At 62.0% G+C, this 16,308-nt stretch carries 15 protein-coding genes; 10 read left to right on the top strand and 5 right to left on the bottom strand.

Annotation, left to right across the window (positions count from 1 at the left end; genetic code table 11):
* Nucleotides 1-45: 45 nt before the first annotated feature.
* Complete coding sequence (locus LVD10_RS02415; RefSeq protein ID WP_232942840.1) at nt 46-771, bottom strand: UDP-2,3-diacylglucosamine diphosphatase; 726 nt, start codon at nt 769-771, stop codon at nt 46-48.
* 21 nt (nt 772-792) lie between these two features.
* Nucleotides 793-1,302 (bottom strand): peptidylprolyl isomerase, encoded by a 510-nt coding sequence (locus tag LVD10_RS02410; RefSeq protein WP_232942839.1) that lies wholly within the window; start codon nt 1,300-1,302, stop codon nt 793-795.
* A 220-nt stretch (nt 1,303-1,522) separates the two neighbouring features.
* On the opposite strand from LVD10_RS02410, the gene LVD10_RS02405 reads away from it, so the two are divergent.
* From LVD10_RS02405 to LVD10_RS02360, 10 genes are all read left to right on the top strand, one after another.
* Nucleotides 1,523-3,196, top strand: coding sequence for a glutamine--tRNA ligase/YqeY domain fusion protein (locus LVD10_RS02405; protein WP_232942838.1), 1,674 nt, complete (start codon nt 1,523-1,525; stop codon nt 3,194-3,196).
* Nucleotides 3,197-3,302: 106 nt separating this feature from the next.
* Nucleotides 3,303-4,676: a cysteine--tRNA ligase gene (cysS, locus tag LVD10_RS02400; RefSeq protein ID WP_237061875.1), complete on the top strand. Its 1,374-nt coding sequence runs from the start codon at nt 3,303-3,305 to the stop codon at nt 4,674-4,676.
* Nucleotides 4,677-4,784: 108 nt separating this feature from the next.
* Entirely contained in the window at nt 4,785-4,985 is a 201-nt protein-coding gene (locus LVD10_RS02395) for a DUF3012 domain-containing protein (protein WP_232942837.1), read from the top strand.
* Between the two features lie 15 nt (nt 4,986-5,000).
* Nucleotides 5,001-6,461, top strand: coding sequence for a Wadjet anti-phage system protein JetA family protein (locus LVD10_RS02390; RefSeq protein ID WP_237061684.1), 1,461 nt, complete (start codon nt 5,001-5,003; stop codon nt 6,459-6,461).
* A complete protein-coding gene (locus LVD10_RS02385) occupies nt 6,454-7,227 on the top strand; it encodes a DUF4194 domain-containing protein (protein ID WP_232942835.1) in 774 nt (257 codons plus the stop codon). The genes LVD10_RS02390 and LVD10_RS02385 overlap by 8 nt, the downstream gene beginning before the upstream one ends.
* 124 nt (nt 7,228-7,351) lie before the next feature.
* Nucleotides 7,352-10,978, top strand: coding sequence for an ATP-binding protein (locus tag LVD10_RS02380; protein WP_237061681.1), 3,627 nt, complete (start codon nt 7,352-7,354; stop codon nt 10,976-10,978).
* Between the two features lie 170 nt (nt 10,979-11,148).
* Nucleotides 11,149-11,601, top strand: a complete 453-nt coding sequence (locus tag LVD10_RS02375) for a hypothetical protein (RefSeq protein WP_232942833.1) — start codon at nt 11,149-11,151, stop codon at nt 11,599-11,601.
* 153 nt (nt 11,602-11,754) lie between these two features.
* Nucleotides 11,755-12,225, top strand: coding sequence for a free L-methionine (R)-S-oxide reductase MsrC (locus LVD10_RS02370; protein ID WP_232942832.1), 471 nt, complete (start codon nt 11,755-11,757; stop codon nt 12,223-12,225).
* Nucleotides 12,225-12,980: a spermidine synthase gene (locus tag LVD10_RS02365; RefSeq protein WP_237061679.1), complete on the top strand. Its 756-nt coding sequence runs from the start codon at nt 12,225-12,227 to the stop codon at nt 12,978-12,980. Before LVD10_RS02370 ends, LVD10_RS02365 begins: the two co-directional genes overlap by 1 nt.
* A 108-nt stretch (nt 12,981-13,088) precedes the next feature.
* Nucleotides 13,089-13,544 carry a hypothetical protein gene (locus tag LVD10_RS02360; protein ID WP_232942830.1) on the top strand — a complete coding sequence of 152 codons (456 nt, stop codon included), beginning with the start codon at nt 13,089-13,091 and terminating at the stop codon, nt 13,542-13,544.
* Nucleotides 13,545-13,612: 68 nt separating this feature from the next.
* On the opposite strand, the gene LVD10_RS02355 is transcribed toward LVD10_RS02360, so the two are convergent.
* The 3 genes from LVD10_RS02355 to folD form a co-directional block, all read right to left on the bottom strand.
* Nucleotides 13,613-14,623: a class I SAM-dependent methyltransferase gene (locus LVD10_RS02355; protein WP_237061677.1), complete on the bottom strand. Its 1,011-nt coding sequence runs from the start codon at nt 14,621-14,623 to the stop codon at nt 13,613-13,615.
* Between the two features lie 34 nt (nt 14,624-14,657).
* Nucleotides 14,658-15,350: a 16S rRNA pseudouridine(516) synthase RsuA gene (gene rsuA / locus LVD10_RS02350; RefSeq protein ID WP_237061675.1), complete on the bottom strand. Its 693-nt coding sequence runs from the start codon at nt 15,348-15,350 to the stop codon at nt 14,658-14,660.
* Between the two features lie 106 nt (nt 15,351-15,456).
* Nucleotides 15,457-16,305, bottom strand: coding sequence for a bifunctional methylenetetrahydrofolate dehydrogenase/methenyltetrahydrofolate cyclohydrolase FolD (gene folD / locus LVD10_RS02345; protein WP_232942827.1), 849 nt, complete (start codon nt 16,303-16,305; stop codon nt 15,457-15,459).
* Between the last annotated feature and the right edge of the window lie 3 nt (nt 16,306-16,308).

The following is a 16,308-nucleotide window of genomic DNA, read 5'->3' as shown; positions in this document are numbered from 1 at the left end:
GGCTGGCCGTTTCCGTGAATCATTTCCAGATTCGATCTCAGGAAATCATGCTATGGGCCAGTGGACCAGATCAAGGGAATTCTTGTCCGCGCGGATGCACCAGCCGTTTTCCCCCCAGTCGCCGAGCACGATGCGCTGCGCAGCTTCGCCATCGACTTCCAGGTCGTGAGTGGCCGGGCGGTGGGTGTGGCCGTGCACCAGGGTGCGGACACCGTGCTCGCGCATAACGGCCTCCACTTCGGAGGGTGTGACATCCATGATGTCTTCCGCCTTGCGGCTGTTCATGCTCTTGGATGCGGCGCGGATCTCCGCGGCGATCTGGCGGCGCTCCGCAAGCGGCTTGGCCAGTAGAGCCGCCTGCCAGTTGGGGTCGCGGGCCTGCTGGCGGAAGGCCATGTATTCCTCGTCGCGGGTGCAGAGGCTGTCGCCATGCATCAGCAGGACCTTGCGGCCGGCCAGGGTGACCAGGCTCGGGTCGGGCAGCAGCACCGCGCCGGCCCGGTGGGCAAATTCCTCGCCCAGGAGGAAGTCACGGTTACCGTGCATCAGGTACAGCTCGGCGCCGGTGCCGCTGTAGCGGCTGAGCTCGTCGGCTACCTCGCGGGCGAGGGGGGCATCGTCGTCGTCCCCGATCCAGACCTCGAAAAAGTCCCCGAGGATGTACAGGGCCTCTGCGCCGGCGGCCCGCCCGCGCAGGAAGTCAAAGAAGGCCCGGGTAATCTCCGGGCGGTTCTCATCGAGATGCAGGTCTGAAATCAGGTAACTGGACAAAGTGACGCCCTTTCGTCTGCTTTACTTATCGGCGTAGTCTTCGGAAATGGTTACACCGGTGATCTCGATGGTTTCCAGCGGCACGTCCTGGTGGAAGCCCTTGCTGCCGGTCTTGACGCCCTTGATCTTGTTGACCACGTCCATGCCCTCGACAACCTTGCCGAATACACAGTAGCCCCAGCCCTGTGCGTCCTTGCTGCGGTGGTTCAGGAAGTCGTTGTCGTTGACGTTGATGAAGAACTGGGAGCTGGCGGAGTGCGGGTCCATGGTGCGGGCCATGGCCAGGGTGCCGGTGTCGTTCTTCAGGCCGTTGTCAGCCTCATTCTCGATCGCGTCGCGGCTGGCTTTCTGCTCCATGTCCGGGGTCATGCCGCCACCCTGGACCATGAAGTTATCGATCACCCGGTGGAAGATGGTGCCGGTATAGAAATCGTCGCGACAGTATTGCAGGAAGTTGGCGGCGGTCTTCGGCGCCTTGTCGAAATCGAGTTCAATGGCAATATCGCCGTGGGTTGTGTGTAGGGTGATCATAAAACATCCTAATCAGGGTGAAGTTGGGGCGGCATGATACCTGTTCGCTGGTAGCTGTGAAACGGACTTTCGCTGACTACCGTAGCAGTGGTCGAAAAGTGATCGCGTCCGGGCTGCAGGGTTCGTTTTGCGCAAAAATCGACCAGTGCGCGGTCGGTATTCCCGGCGCCAACTAGGCTATAATCCGCCGCTTAAGTTTGCACAGCTGTAAGAGAAGATTATGACATCCGAGAGCAAGCCCGCTCACTTTCTGCAGAACATCATCCGCGAGGACCTGGCCGAGGGCCGGGTGTCCCAGGTGGTCACGCGTTTCCCGCCGGAGCCCAACGGCTACCTGCATATCGGCCATGCCAAGTCCATCTGCCTGAACTTCGGCCTGGCGCAGGAGTTCGGCGGCATGTGCAACCTCCGCTTTGACGACACCAACCCGGCCAAGGAAGAGGCCGAGTACGTGGCCTCCATCAAACGCGATGTGGAATGGCTCGGGTTTGAATGGGCTGGCGACGTGAAGTACACCTCCGATTACTTCGACCAGCTGCACGACTGGGCCCTGCACCTGATCCGGGAGGGCAAGGCCTATGTCTGTCACCTGAACCCGGAGCAGGCACGGGAGTACCGCGGCACCCTGACCGAGCCGGGCAAGAACAGCCCCTATCGGGATCGCAGTGTGGAAGAGAACCTGGCGCTGTTCGAGCAGATGAAGAACGGCGAGATGGAAGAGGGCGAGTGCAGCCTGCGCGCCAAGATTGACATGGCCGCGCCCAATATCAACCTGCGGGACCCGGTCATCTACCGGATCAAGAAGATGGCCCACCACCAGACCGGCGACAAATGGTGCATCTACCCCAGCTATGACTTTGCCCACGGCCAGTCCGATGCTGTCGAGGGCATCACCCACTCCATCTGCACCCTGGAGTTCGAGGACCACAAGCCGCTGTACGACTGGTTTATCGAGAACCTGCCGGTTCCGGCCCGCCCGCGCCAGTATGAATTCGCCCGGCTGAACCTGAACTACACCGTGGTTTCCAAGCGCAAGCTGAAACAGCTGGTGGACGAGGGGCACGTGGACGGCTGGGATGACCCGCGCATGCCGACCCTGTCCGGGCAGCGCCGCCGTGGTGTCACACCGGCGGCCATCCGCAACTTCTGCGAGATGATCGGCGTAACCCGCTCCGACTCCGTGGTGGATGTGGGGATGCTGGAATACTGCATCCGCGATGACCTGGACAAGAAGGCCCCCCGCGCCATGTGCGTGCTGGAGCCGCTCAAGGTGACCCTGACCAACTACCCGGAGGGCCAGGTGGAGACGCTCTCGGCCCCGGGGCACCCGGTACGGGATGACCTCCCGGCGCGCGAGCTGCCGTTCAGCCGGACCGTGTACATCGAAAAGGAAGACTTCCGCGAGGAAGCCAACAAGAAATACAAACGCCTGGTATTGGGCAAGAAAGTGCGCCTGCGCAATGCCTACGTGATCCAGGCCGAGGAAGTGATCAAGGACGATGCCGGCGAGATCGTTGAGGTACGCTGCTCCGTGGACCTGGACACGCTGGGCAAGGACCCGGCTGACGGCGTCAAGCCCAAGGGCGTGATCCACTGGGTGTCTGCCGATCGCCATGTGGATTGCGAGGTGCGGTTGTACGACCGCCTGTTCGACGACCCTGCACCGGATTCCGGCGGCAAGAACTTCCTCGAGCACGTAAACCCGGAAAACCTGAAAGTGCTTTCCGGCTGCAAGGCGGAAATCGGCCTCGCCAATGCCGAGCCTGAGCAGGGCTACCAGTTCGAGCGCCAGGGTTACTTCTGTCGCGACAACAGCTACGGCAGTGCCGACAAGCCGGTGTTCAACCGTACCATCGGCCTGCGGGACAGCTGGGCGAAAGAGCAGAACAAGTAATAGCCCGTTGAGCGGCTGTAGCACTGGGTTCCGGCGCTGGCCGGAATCCAGCGCCCACTGAGTGCGCCAGATGGTGCAAAACAAGATTCAGGCATTGAAGGAAGTTATGGCACTCCAGCTCTACAACACCTTTTCAGGCACGAAAGAACCCTTCCGGCCGCTGGTGGAAGACCGCGTGCGCATGTACGTTTGTGGCCCCACGGTCTACAACCGGGTCCATATCGGCAATGCGCGCCCTGCGGTGGTATTTGACACCCTGTACCGGTTGCTGAAGGAGCAGTTCAGCGACGTTGTCTACGCGCGCAATATCACCGATATTGACGACAAGATCATGAAGGCCGCCCGAGACCAGGGTGAGGAGATCGGGGCCCTTTCGGCCCGTTTCTCCCGGGCCTATTTCGAGGATATGGCCGCGCTCAACAACCTCGAGCCGGATATCATTCCCTACGCCACCCAGCACCTGCCGGAGATGATCGAGATGATCGAGGCCCTGCTGGAGAAGGGCAACGCCTATGTAGCCGAGGGTCATGTCCTGTTTGCGGTGGAGTCCATGCCGGACTACGGCAAGCTGTCCAGGCGCTCCCTTGACGACATGCTGGCCGGGGCGCGGGTAGAGGTTGCGCCGTACAAGAAATATGCCGGCGACTTCGTATTGTGGAAACCGTCAAAAGACGATGAGCCGGGCTGGGACAGCCCCTGGGGCCGCGGGCGCCCGGGCTGGCACCTGGAGTGCTCGGCGATGATCAAGAAGCACCTTGGCGAGACCATCGATATCCATGGCGGTGGCCGGGACCTGACTTTCCCGCACCACGAGAATGAGCGTGCGCAGAGTTGCTGCGCCAACGGTACCGACTTCGTGCGCTACTGGATGCACAACGGCTACGTCAATATCGAAGGCGAGAAAATGTCCAAGTCGCTGGGCAATTTCCGTATGGTCAATGACCTGTTGCAGCAGTACCCCGGTGAGGTCTTGCGCTTCGCGCTCCTGTCGGCACACTATCGATCTGAGCTGAATTTCAGTGCGGACCTGCTGGACCAGGCCTGGCGCAGCCTCGATACGCTCTACGGTTTCCTGCGTGATGTGGAGCAACTGGCGGTTGACGGTGACGCGTCCGCGGATGCGGCATTCCTTGAGGCCCTGGACGATGACCTCAATACCCCTGTCGCCATCGGCGAGCTGCACCGTATCGCCCGCGAGCTGAACAAGGCAGAAGAGGCGCAGAAACCGCGTCTCAAGGCTGCCCTCCTTGCGTCCGGGCAGCTGCTGGGCATTTTGCAGCAGGACCCCGAAACCTGGTTCAAGCAGGCGCGCGGTGGGGAATCAATTTCCGAGGAAGAGATCGAACAACTGATTGCCGAGCGCCAGCAGAGCAAGAAGGATAAAAACTATGCCCGCGCCGACGAGATCCGCGAGGAGCTCAAGGCCCAGGGGGTAGTGCTCGAAGACAGCCGCGAAGGAACCAAGTGGCGGCGTGAATGACACCTGCCGGTTTTCCCTTTGCCTGCGAGCGATGGGAGCCGGCAAAGCCTACTCATATATTCGATAACAAGGCCGTACAACAAAGCCCTGATAAAAAGGAACAGTTCCATGAAAAAACTCTTTACCCTGATTTTCGCTGCAAGCGCCCTGGTTACCCTGACTGCCTGCGAGCCCGAGCGCGGTTCCGATGCCTGGTGCAAGAAGATGGATGACGTTCCCAAGGCCGAGTGGACCCTGCAGGACGCCGGCGATTACACCAAGTACTGCGTGCTCAACCAGAAGCCGGGCGAAGACAAAAGCGGCCAGTAACCGGACCTGACCGCGTTGTTTTTCGATGACCCCTACCAGCACTTCTTCCGCCCGCTCACCGGTAAGTACCGGGAGCAGGTGGTGGAGTGCCTGCGTTTGCTCTACGAGCGGCTTTACACCGCCAAGGCGGACTATGGTGAGTCGCTCGGGCGCGAGCAGATCCTCGAGATTTTTTCCGAGGCGCTGACCCGTGCGCCCCAGCTCGATGGGGATGACAGGGGAGAGGCGGGGACTCCCGGGAACCATGCGTCTGCCACCACCAGGGAGCATCGCTTTCGCAACCTGCGGGAGCAGGCTGGCTGGACCCTCAACAGCCTGCTCGAGGCCGGCTGGCTGGAGAAGCAGGTGGACAGCGCCACCCTGACCGCGACTTACCCGTTCAGCCGGCGGGGCCGTCTTTTCACCCAGCCGCTGGTCGAGGTAAACAGTGCCCGGGTGCGCACGCGACACCGCAACACCCGCAATACCCTCAACGCCCTGGAAGCCTTTGCCGCACGCGGCGAGATCCACGACCTGATCGATGCCTGGGAATACTCCGAGCGTATCGTCGCCGACTTCACCGATATGATTGCCGAGCTCGAAGAGCGCAAGCGCGAGCTGGTCCGCGAGGTGGAGGCACAGTTGCTGGTGCAACAGGCCACGGACGAATTCTTTTCCTTTATGGAGAGCCGGTTCCAGCCGGACCTGGCAATCCGACTGTCTGCCGACAGTGTGGAGAAGCACCGCGATGCGATCGGTCGGGTGATTGCCCGTATCCGGCGCAAGGATCGGGAGCGCAAGGCAGAGTGGGAGCGGCGCCTGCGGCAGTTGCTGCCGGAATTTGTGGAAGAGGGCCGGTCGCTGTTGTGGCTGATGCTCGACACCATCGAGGATCGTATGCGCCGCGCCTGCGAGGTGAAACTGCCGGCACTGCGCCGTGCACTGCAGGGTTTTACCAAGCGTGCCGATATCATTATTCGCCAGCTCAGCTATATCAACAGCCAGGCCGAGGGCCAGTTTGCCGACCTGAGCCAGCAGCTGGGCGAGCGGGACGACCGGGACAAGTTATTGGGCAGCCTGGGCGATCAGCTGGGAGGATTCCAGCTGCGCCTGTTTGACCCCAAACAGACGCAACTCTGGCAGCGCCAGCGCCGCGAACCGGTCAACACCCGTGTGGAAGAGGCAGTGGAGCTGGGCGAGGACAATCGCCGGGATATCCTGTTGCAGCAGATGCTGGACCAGGCTTTCAATTTCAACAGCGCTGACCTGCGCGACTACCTGGCCCGGGCCCTGCGGGGCGGTCGCCGCGTCCACAGCAGCGAACTGCCGCTGGAGAGTGCGCGCGACCTGCTTGCCATGAGTCACGCGCTGGAGGCCGCCGCCGTCAGCCAGGGTGGCGGTCCGGCAGTGACGGTGGAGTTTACCGGCGGGACCGCCAGTAACGATTACTTCGCCGCGTACGATGAATATTACCTAGAGCTGAAAGAAAGTGATTGAACAGGCCCTGGAAGAAGCGCTGGCACAGAGCCGCGTGACAAGAGCGGAATTTTCCGAGTTGCTGGTCCGGTTGCTCGATTACGGTGTCATCTGCCGGGACGAGAGCCAGGTAGAGACCCAGCTGTACGACCGTTTCCTGCGCTGCGAGCAACTCCTGCGCGAATGGCTGGCGCCGCTCGGCCTGCGCCTGCAGCATGACAGCCGCTTCCAGTTTATCCGGGTCTATCCCCCGGGCGCCGAGGTGCCGGGCATGCCGGACCAGGAAGAGCCGCACCATGGGGGCTTCCGCGCGCGCCTGACGCAGCAGGAGGTGGCCGCAATCCTGGTGCTGCGGGTGGAGTACGACAAGGCACTGCGCGAAGGCCAGGTCGATGAGCATGGCTGCGTGGCGCTGTCCCTCGAGGCCCTGGAGCTGGGGTTGCGCAATCTGCTGAAGATGTCGCTGCCGGACAAGCTGGCCGAGCGTCGCAGCCTGCTGCGCCGCCTGCGGCAACTGCGGCTGGTACAGCTGGCCGGTGAAGAGTCGGAATCGGTGGCGGAAGTGTGGCTGAGGGTGCGGCCGACCATCGCCCACTTCGTGACTGAAGCCGCACTGCAACAACTGCTCGAACCCGGGAATGACCAGGTGATTGGCGACCCGGCTGGCTCCACCACAGCGGACGGGGCCCAGCCTGGCGCGGGCGAGCCCGCAGTCTCCACCGGCAGTGATGAGCGCCTCACGCCGGAGAGCGAGGACCACAGCCTCTTCGCCGCCAACGAATCATAACCAGACCACGAATTTAAGAACTGCAGGCGCGGGCATTCCACGGGGACCGCTCCCGGCCGGACCGCCCCTGCAGGGCACTATTCAGCATCAACGCTCTGTTCAGGCACTGGCGCCAGATAAAAATATGTTTCTAAAAAAACTGATACTGATTAACTGGGGCAATATCCCGCAACTCGAATACGACTTCGGGCCGATCAATCTTTTTTCCGGGGGCAATGGTTCCGGCAAGACCACCGCTGCCGATGCCATCCAGACCCTGATGACGGCTGCCCACGACACGCTGTTTACCTTCAACCCGGGCCAGGATGAAACCACCCAGCGCGGGCGAGGCGGCAAGCAGGTGCGGACCCTGGCTTCCTATGTGCTGGGTTGTGACGATGGCAGCTATGCGCGCCTGCAGCCCACCGATTGCTACATTGCCGGAATTTTCCACCCTACTGAGGGTGAAGACGGTGAGCCGTTTACCGCGGTGATGGCAATTCGTGCCCACCTGGACAGGAGCAGCCGCCCGGCCCAGGCGCGGCAGGATGACCTGCGCTTCTTCCTGTTCCCCGGCGAGCAACTGGCCATGGGGGACTTTGTCCGCGAGTACAAGGACGGCAAGCACCTGGTCCCGCTGGACAAGTTCTACCCGGTGCTGGGCAAACAGTTCGGCAAGGTGGAGCAGTACGACAAGAAAAAGGCTTACCTGCGTCGTCTCTATGGCGCGCTGCGGGGGCGCCGGGATGCTGTCCCGGATCGCGAGGCCATGCATGCCGCGCGTACTTTCGCCAACTTCATGGCCTACAAGCCGGTCAAGAGTATCAATGACTTTGTCGCCCGGGAGGTGCTGGAAAAGCGCGACCTGGGGGAGGCCATCCGCTCTGTCTCGGAGCTGATGAAAACCATTCATTCCATGGAGCAGGAAGCGCGCCAGATCGTCGATCGTGTCGCTTCCCTCGACCAGCTTGCCCAGTGTGCCGGGCTCTACCGTGAACAGTGGCTGGAGCTGCGCCTGCAGGAGTACCGGCGGGCGCGCCATCGCCACGGGCGGGTGCAGAAAACCTACCTTGCCGGTAAGAACAGCCAGCAGCAGCTTCAGGCGCAGCAGCGGGATAACGAACGTGAAACCCGGGTGGCTGCGGAGCGGGTCGAGCAGCTGGGGCAGCAACTGGTGGAACTGCAGGCACAGCGGCTTGGCGTCGGCGCACTGCGGGACAAGGACCAGCTGGAGCAGCGTATCGAGCGCGCGCACCAACAGCTCTCCGGTCTCGGGGCGCCACTCTCGGCCCAGGAGACGCGCTGGCAAGGCAACCGTGAGGCCGCCGGCGAGTTACTGTCGCTGTTGAACGGTTCCGCCGCGGAGCTGGAGCTGCCGGCGCTGCGCGATCCTGCGCTGGTGAAAACCATCAAGCAGGTCGCCCGGGAGGAGAGCCTGCCCGACCTGCAGAAGTTGCTGGGCAAGGACTGGATCGACCTGGCAGCGCTGGAGCCGTTGCGGGAGGGGGCCGCCTCCATTGAGGTATTGCACAATCGGCTGTGTTCGTTGCTGTCCGGTTCCGGTTCCGCCGAGGTATCCCTGCGGGAGGAGTTGAACCAACAGGTTTCCCGCTGGGAGCTGCGGGTCCAGCAGACACAGAAGCAGTTGCACCAGCAGGAAAACCGTATCCAGCACCTGCAGGCCAATCGGGTGCGCTACCCGCAGTCGGTTGAGCTGGCCCTGGCAGCCATCCGTGAGCAGTGCCCGCAGGCTGATCCCCGGGTCCTTTGTGATTATGTGGAGATCATCGACGAACGCTGGCAGATGGCGGTCGAGGGTTACCTGGGCGGTGCCCGCTTTGCGATCCTGGTGGAGCCGGAGCACGAGGCCACGGCGATCCGAATCGTGCGGGGCCTTTCCGGCCGTGGCAGCCGGGCCCGTGTGATCCAGGGGGACAAGGCGCGTCGCGACGCCGAACGCGCATCCACTGCCCAGGGTTCGATTGTCGACCTGATGGCGTTCAGTCATCGCACGGCGGAGGACTACCTGCGGGCATCCTATGGTTCCGTGCTGCAGGTGCGGGATGCTGAGGAGCTGCGCGGTACCCGCCGGGGCCTGACGGCCGACGGTCTAGCCAGTGGCAGTTACTCCATGTGGCGCTGCGATATTGACGAGGGCGAACTGGTATTCGGCCAGGGCGCGCGGGCACGGGCGCTCGCTGCCCAGCAGCAGGCCCTGGAGCAGTTGCTGGTTGAGGCGCAGCAGGTCAATGGCCAGCATGCGCTATATCGCCGGGTTGCCCGTTCGGTTCGGGAGCTGGCGGAACTCGACCTGGTGTCCCTGGTGGATACCGCGTTGGCGGCGCAGCGGGACTGGCGCAGCGCCGAAACCGCACTGGAGAACCTTGACCTGCAGGACAGTGAGCAACTTGAGCAGCAGGTGGCTGACCTGAAAGCCCAGCTGCAAGGGCAGCAGCAGGCGCACTCGGCGCTGTTGCAAGCGGCGGGCAAGCTGGAGCGCGACCTTGAGAATACCGCGAAGCAGCTGAAGGCGCTGGCGACAGAGCTGGATGTGCTGGATGAGGAGCTGACGGACAGCGAGGCTGCAGTACGCAGGGTGGCCGCTATTTACCCGGATTTTGACGCCGAGGTGGCCCTGCAGCGCGCCGATGACCAGGTGGCGCAGGCCGGTGACACCTTCGACTTCGCTGCTGAGATCGAGGAATGGCAGGGGCGGCTGGAAAAATACTGCCGCCAGCTGGACCGGGCAGTGATGGACTACAATGCCGCCACCGCGGCCGGCGATACCCTGGTATTCGAGCCGGATCCGGGTGCAGGGCACGGCGAGCCGACCTTCAAGCTGGTCTGTGGCCTACGCGACCAGGTAGATACGCTGCACAACCGGCTGAAGAACAACATGCTGGTGGAGCGGCACGAGCAGTTGCAGGGGCTGAAAAAGTCTTTCAACACCACATTCGTTACCCACCTGTGCCATGCGATTTACCAGTCAATCAACGATGGCAAGCGGGTGCTGGACGACCTGAACAGCGAGCTGGAACACCACCGGTTTGGCGCCGACCGCGAGCGATTCCGTTTCGCGTATAGCTGGGTGCCGGAATTCCGTGAGTACTGGAACTTCTTCAAGGCGGTCATTGAATTGCCGAACCTGGGCGAGGAGCAGAGCCTGTTCGATGCCGACCTGCCGGCCAAGCACCAGCGGGTGCGGGACCGCCTGCTGGATATGTTGCTGACCGAGGACGAGCAGCTGGCCCGCCGGGAGCTGGAGCGCATCAGCGATTACCGTAATTACCGCAGCTACGAGATCTACAAGGAGCCGGAGGGCAAGGAGCCGATTGCCCTGAGCCAGTACGGCACCGGTTCCGGTGGCCAGCTGGAGACGCCGGCCTATATCATCCGCTCGGCAGCTGTGACCTCGGCGTTCCGTTTCAACGAGGGCAGCTCACACCTGCAGATGGTGCTGGTGGACGAGGCATTCTCCAAGATGGATGAAACCCGCTCGCGAGAGGTGATTCGTTACCTGACGGAGACACTGGGCCTGCAATTGCTGTTCATCATGCCCAGCAGCAAGTCGGGGCCATTTATGGACCTGATCTCGAACCAGTTCGTGTTCAGCAAGTGTCCCAGCAGCCAGCCTGTGGGCGAGTTGAACACGCGGGTTTTCGTGGACCGCAAGGTCTGCAACCGGGAGAGAATTGCCGAGCTATGGGCCAATCACCGCCGCACCATCCGCCAGCAGGCGTCGCTGGACTTTATGGAACTGGTGGATGCCTGACCCGGGCCCTGGCGGCCGGGGGAGGGCGACTTTGCGACCGGAAATTGAGCTTCCGGTCACAAAAATCTGCCCGGGTAGCTTGCGGGACTTGCGCTGATTCGCAGAAGATAGCCCCACGTTGATTACATAATTGGAACAGTTGTAATAAAGGGACTTATCGGGGGGATAGTATGCGTTATTTTCCGATTCTGGTGTTTTTCGTACTGGCATTTGGCGGTGCGGCGGTCTTTTACGAGAAAGAAAGCCGCAAGGTAAAGGGTGTCCTGAGCCAGATCACCGACCTTCAGGCGAAGGTGGGCGATCTGCAGGCAGAGGTCAAGCAGCTCCGCAGTGAACTGGAAGCTTCGCAGGTAGCCGAGCGCCGCCGGCCAAGCCTCAGGAATATCTCCCAGGCGAGCGCTCGTCGCTCCCAGGCGACCCGGCCGGCCGAGACGCGCCAGGCTCGCACAGGGCAGTCCAGTGACAGCGGCCTGGTGGCCTCGGATGTGACCTCCGCGGGACCGGCAATCAGCAGGGAGGCCGAGGACGACGAATGGGCCCGCCCGACAATGGACGCAGATGAGTATCGCCCCGAGGGCGAGGCGGATACTGACGCGGAGCCGGTCACCGATCCCTACCAGTAATCCCATTTGCCATCAGCGGCGCCCCGCGCCTTGAAAGCCGTGGCGCCGCCCCCAGATACAGCGCAGTGAGAGGCGCTGTATCCGGGCCGGGAGCATTCCGGCCCGGCTTGCCAGTTGCCTCCCGGACACGATTTCCCGGCTGAGGTCAGACCCATGTCTTCCAGTGATTTCTATTCCTCCCTCGCTGCACAGCTCGAGGGCCTGCTTTCCGGTGAGCGCGACTGGCTCGCCAATACCGCCAATGCCAGTGCGCTCCTGTTCATGGAGCTGCCGGACATTAACTGGGCGGGCTTCTACTTCCTGCATGGGGATGAACTCCGGGTCGGCCCCTTCCAGGGCAAGCCGGCATGCACGCGTATTCCGGTAGGTGCGGGTGTCTGCGGCACCGCCGTCGCTACCGGGGAATCGCAGCTGGTGGAGGATGTGCATGAATTTCCCGGACATATCGCCTGTGATGCCGTGTCGGCGTCGGAGGTGGTGATTCCGCTCTATAACGGTGACCAGTGCCTCGGGGTGCTGGATGTGGACAGCCCCAGCAAGTCGCGCTTTACCCGGGAAGACCTCGCCGGGCTGCAGTCGTTTGCCCGTGTCCTGCTGGCCCAGTCCGACCTGCCCACCGGCTGATGGCCCTGGTCTGGGAGCAGCACCTTGAGGGGAACCATTACCAGGTGCGTAGCCACGGCGCCAGCGTGCGGCTGTACACCAACGGTGTCTTCCATAGCCAGTGGAATCCCCGTGACCCTCTGAAGGGGTCCCTGTGGGAGCTGTTGCTGCTGCCGGCATTTTTCCGTGATGCGCGCCAGCTGCGATCGGTGCTGGTCCTGGGGGTTGGCGGTGGGGCGGTCATTCGCCTCCTGCAACGCTTTGTCGGCCCTGAGCGCATTGTCGGCGTTGACCTCGACCCGGTGCACCTGGATGTAGCCCGTAACTATTTCGGTGCCGGCTCCGGTACCGGCCAGATCGAGCTGGTATGTGCGGATGCCCGTGAATTCATGGCAGACACGACTTCCCGGGCCAGTCAGTACGACCTGGTGATCGATGACCTGTTCGGCCATATCGATGGCGAGGCGCGGCGCACGGTGCCCGTGGATCCTGCCTGGTGCCATCGATTGCTGGGCTCTCTCAGCCCCGCGGGGGTCCTGGTCGGCAACTTCGGCAGTCGCCGTGAAATGCTCGCCAGTGGCTGGCGCTCACCTGGGATACGCCGGGTCCTGCAGGGAAGCTGGAGCGCCGAACTGCCAGGCTACGAAAACTGTGTCCTGGCAGTCAGTCGGGCACCGCTGTCCCGGGCTGAACTGGTTGCCCGTGCGCCCGCCGCCATCAATCCCGCCAGTGCCTCCAACCGACTTCACTGCAAGCTGGGCCGTCTGCGCGGTTAGGTTTGCCCGGGTGCCGGGGCGCCCGGATTTTCTCCCTGTCTGATTTGGCGTCATTTACGACTAGCTGTCTATACTCAATGGAAACACGGTCATTTCCGGGGTTGGTGCATGCGTTACAAAACCGTCGAGGATGTTATCCAGGAGGGCAGGGAGTTTCACCAGAAGTTGGCCCGGCAGTATGGGGAGTACGAGCAGCTGGCGGGGGATCGCCGGGTGGTCTTGTTACTTGACCAGCTGAAGCGGCGTGAAAATGAAATGACTCACACGCTGGAGGAATTCCTCATGGATGTGTCCCCGGGGGCCCTGCATACCTGGGTTCAGTTTGCGCCCGAGGGGCGGGAGCCTGAATTCCTGCAGCGCCTGCGGCAAATTGACCTCCACGACGCGGACGGCATCGCCAAACTGGCAATGGACATCGATATGTATCTTGTCGACCAGTATCGCGACCTGTTGCAGGATGCGGATACGCCCTCGGCGAAGGACGCCTTCCAGAGGCTCCTGGAGCTGGAGGAGCTGGACGAGCACCACCTGTCAATGAACCTCTACAACCTGCGCGACTACTGATGATTGCCAGCTGCTGGGCAACGCTGGTAATCGGTGAGTCGCGGTGATGGGATAATGTGCGGGAGTGGCTAACGTGCCAGCCGGAAGGTACGGAATCCATCCCGATGTTCCAGGGGCGTAATCCCGCTAAAGTAGGCAGTCGCCTTTTTTTGCAGCGGAATAAACTCGTTCACCACGAAGAGTGCCATACCGTCACTCTTCAACAGGCGCGCCGCATTTTCCAGGAAGCGCCCGGTGAGATCACCCTCTACCTGGAAACCCTGGTGGAAGGGCGGGTTGCAGATCACCAGGTCGGCGAACCCGGACTGCAGGTCCCGGCCGGCATCGGATGGGGTTACCACGCCGGCAATTCCCGCTTCATGAAAGTTGCGTTCGCACGCGACCAGCGCAGCGGCATTATTGTCTGTGGCGGTAAAATGAAACTCACCCAGCTTTGCCAGTTGGCAACTCAGGTAGCCGTAGCCACACCCCAGGTCAACGATATTTGCACCGGGCCCGGGCAGGTGGGTAAGGAACTGGGCAGCCAGCAGGGCACTGCCCCGGTCAATTTTATTCCAGCCAAACAAGCCCGGTTTACTGTACAGGCCTGCCAGCGAATCCAGCTGGCGTAAGCGGGGATAGTCCTGGTCATCGAGCAGCTCTCCGCCGTCATGGTGTAAAACCAGTGTGCTGGTATATTCCTGGCCGTGTTTGTCCAGGTTCTTGCCACAACCAAGTCGAACCGCAGCCTTCGTGGCATAGGTCTTGATCCCGCTTTGCTTGCCTCCCAGTAGAACCAGCTCACCGCCCTCGCCAAGAATCCGGGGAACGCAGTTGATGATGTGGTGTACCACGGCTTTTTCCTTGGAAACAGGGAAAACGACCCGGCGGTAGTGCCGCCCGGCCTCCGTGAAATGGAAGTCACTGAAGAAGCTGCGATTGCAGCGACCGTCTGCGAGGTGGGCGATATCCCAGCGGTTGGTGATCAGGTCCCCGGCAAAAGTGAAACCGGCCTGCAGCAGGGCCTTACTGTTTTCGTCTGCGATCCACAGGGTCTCGCGTGGATTTTGCTGTAGCAGCTGTTGGAGCAGGTGTGGCATGGATTTCAGTATTATTCCCTGTTCCCGGCAATAGTCACTTCACCGAGCTGATTTCTTCCGGGGTCAGGGAGCGGTAATCGCCCTCGACCAGCTCCTCGTCCAGGAGGATATCGCCAATACGTTCCCGGTGCAGTTCCAGCACCCGGTTTCCCAGCGCCGCGAACATGCGCTTGACCTGGTGGTAGCGCCCCTCGTTCAGCGTGACCCGGGCCTCGTTGGCAAACAGGATTTCCAGTCTGGCGGGACGGGTACGTTTTTTCTCGCTGTCTAACCACAATCCCTTTTCGAACTTGGCGACTGCGTCTTCCTCTATGCGATCGGCCAGGTGCGCATAATAGGTTTTGTCGCAGTGGTGGCGCGGGGAGGTGATCCTGTGGGACCACTGGCCATCGTCGGTGAGCAGCACCAGGCCGGTGGTGTCGATATCGAGCCGGCCGGCAATATGCAGCTGGTGCTTGTTGGGCTCGTCGATCAGGTCGAGCACGGTGGGATGCTCGCTGTCCTTGGTGGCGCAGACGTAACCGAGGGGCTTGTTCAGCATAAAGTAACGAGGACCCGGCTCACCGACGGGCTCGCCGTCGAGGCAGATCTCGTCGGTTTCCACAATCTTGGTGCTGGTGTCGGAAACGGGTTCGCCGTTGACGGTAATGCGCCCGGCGCGGGCGGCACGTTTCACATCGGCGCGGGACAGGTCGGTAACCTGGCTGACGGCTTTGTCGAGTCGCATGGGAATGATATCTCCCTGGTCCTCCCGGTGAGGGAGGTTTCAGTCAGTGATGTGGGCTTTGCTCCCCCGGTGCCGTAATGCCCGCGGGGGAGCGTAAGGGCACGGATCAGCGCCCGATCTTGCGCTCACCGGAATCAACAGACTGGTAAATCAGGGTATTGATGGTCATGGGGCCGACACCGCCGGGCACTGGCGTATAGGCGGCGACCCGGTCGACCAGCGGGGCAAGTTCGATATCGCCCAGTCCGCCCGGGTGGTAACCGGCATCCACCACCACGGCGCCGTCCTTGATCCATTCCGCCTTGATAAACTCCGGCCGTCCCACCGCACCGACAATGATATCTGCCCGGCTGATATGTTCCGCCAGGTCCTGTGTACGGGAGTGGCAGATGGTGACGGTGGCGTTGGCATTCAGCAGCATGGCGGCCATCGGCTTGCCCAGGATCGGGCTGCGACCCACCACGACAGCGTGCTTGCCGGCGATGTCGATCTCATAGGCTTCCAGCAGGCGCATGATGCCCTTGGGAGTGGCGCAGCCATAGGCTTCCTCGCCCATGGCCATGCGGCCGAAGCCGAGGCAGGTGACCCCGTCCACATCTTTGTCCAGGCTGATGGCATCGAAGCAGGCCCGCTCATCGATCTGCTCCGGCACCGGATGCTGCAGCAGGATGCCATGCACGTTGTCGTTGGCGTTCAGTTCTTCGATCTTGGCCAGCAGTTCTTCCGTAGTGGTGGAAGAGGGCAGCTCTACCTGCATGGAATCCATGCCGATGCGCCGGCAGGCGTTACCCTTCATCTTTACGTAGGTGGCGGAAGCGGGATCATCACCTACGAGGATGGTGGCCAGGATAGGGGTCTGGCCCCCGCTCTTTTCCTTCAGGGCCGCCACGCGGGCCGAAAGCTCTTCCTCGGTCTTCTGTGCCAGGGCTTTGCCGTCCAGAACCAGTGCAGACATACA

The organism is Microbulbifer zhoushanensis (assembly GCF_021729055.1).
In the GTDB taxonomy this organism is placed as follows: domain Bacteria; phylum Pseudomonadota; class Gammaproteobacteria; order Pseudomonadales; family Cellvibrionaceae; genus Microbulbifer; species Microbulbifer zhoushanensis.
The sequence above is the reverse complement of the archived record's forward strand: the minus strand, read 5'-3'. Positions and strand labels throughout refer to the sequence as shown.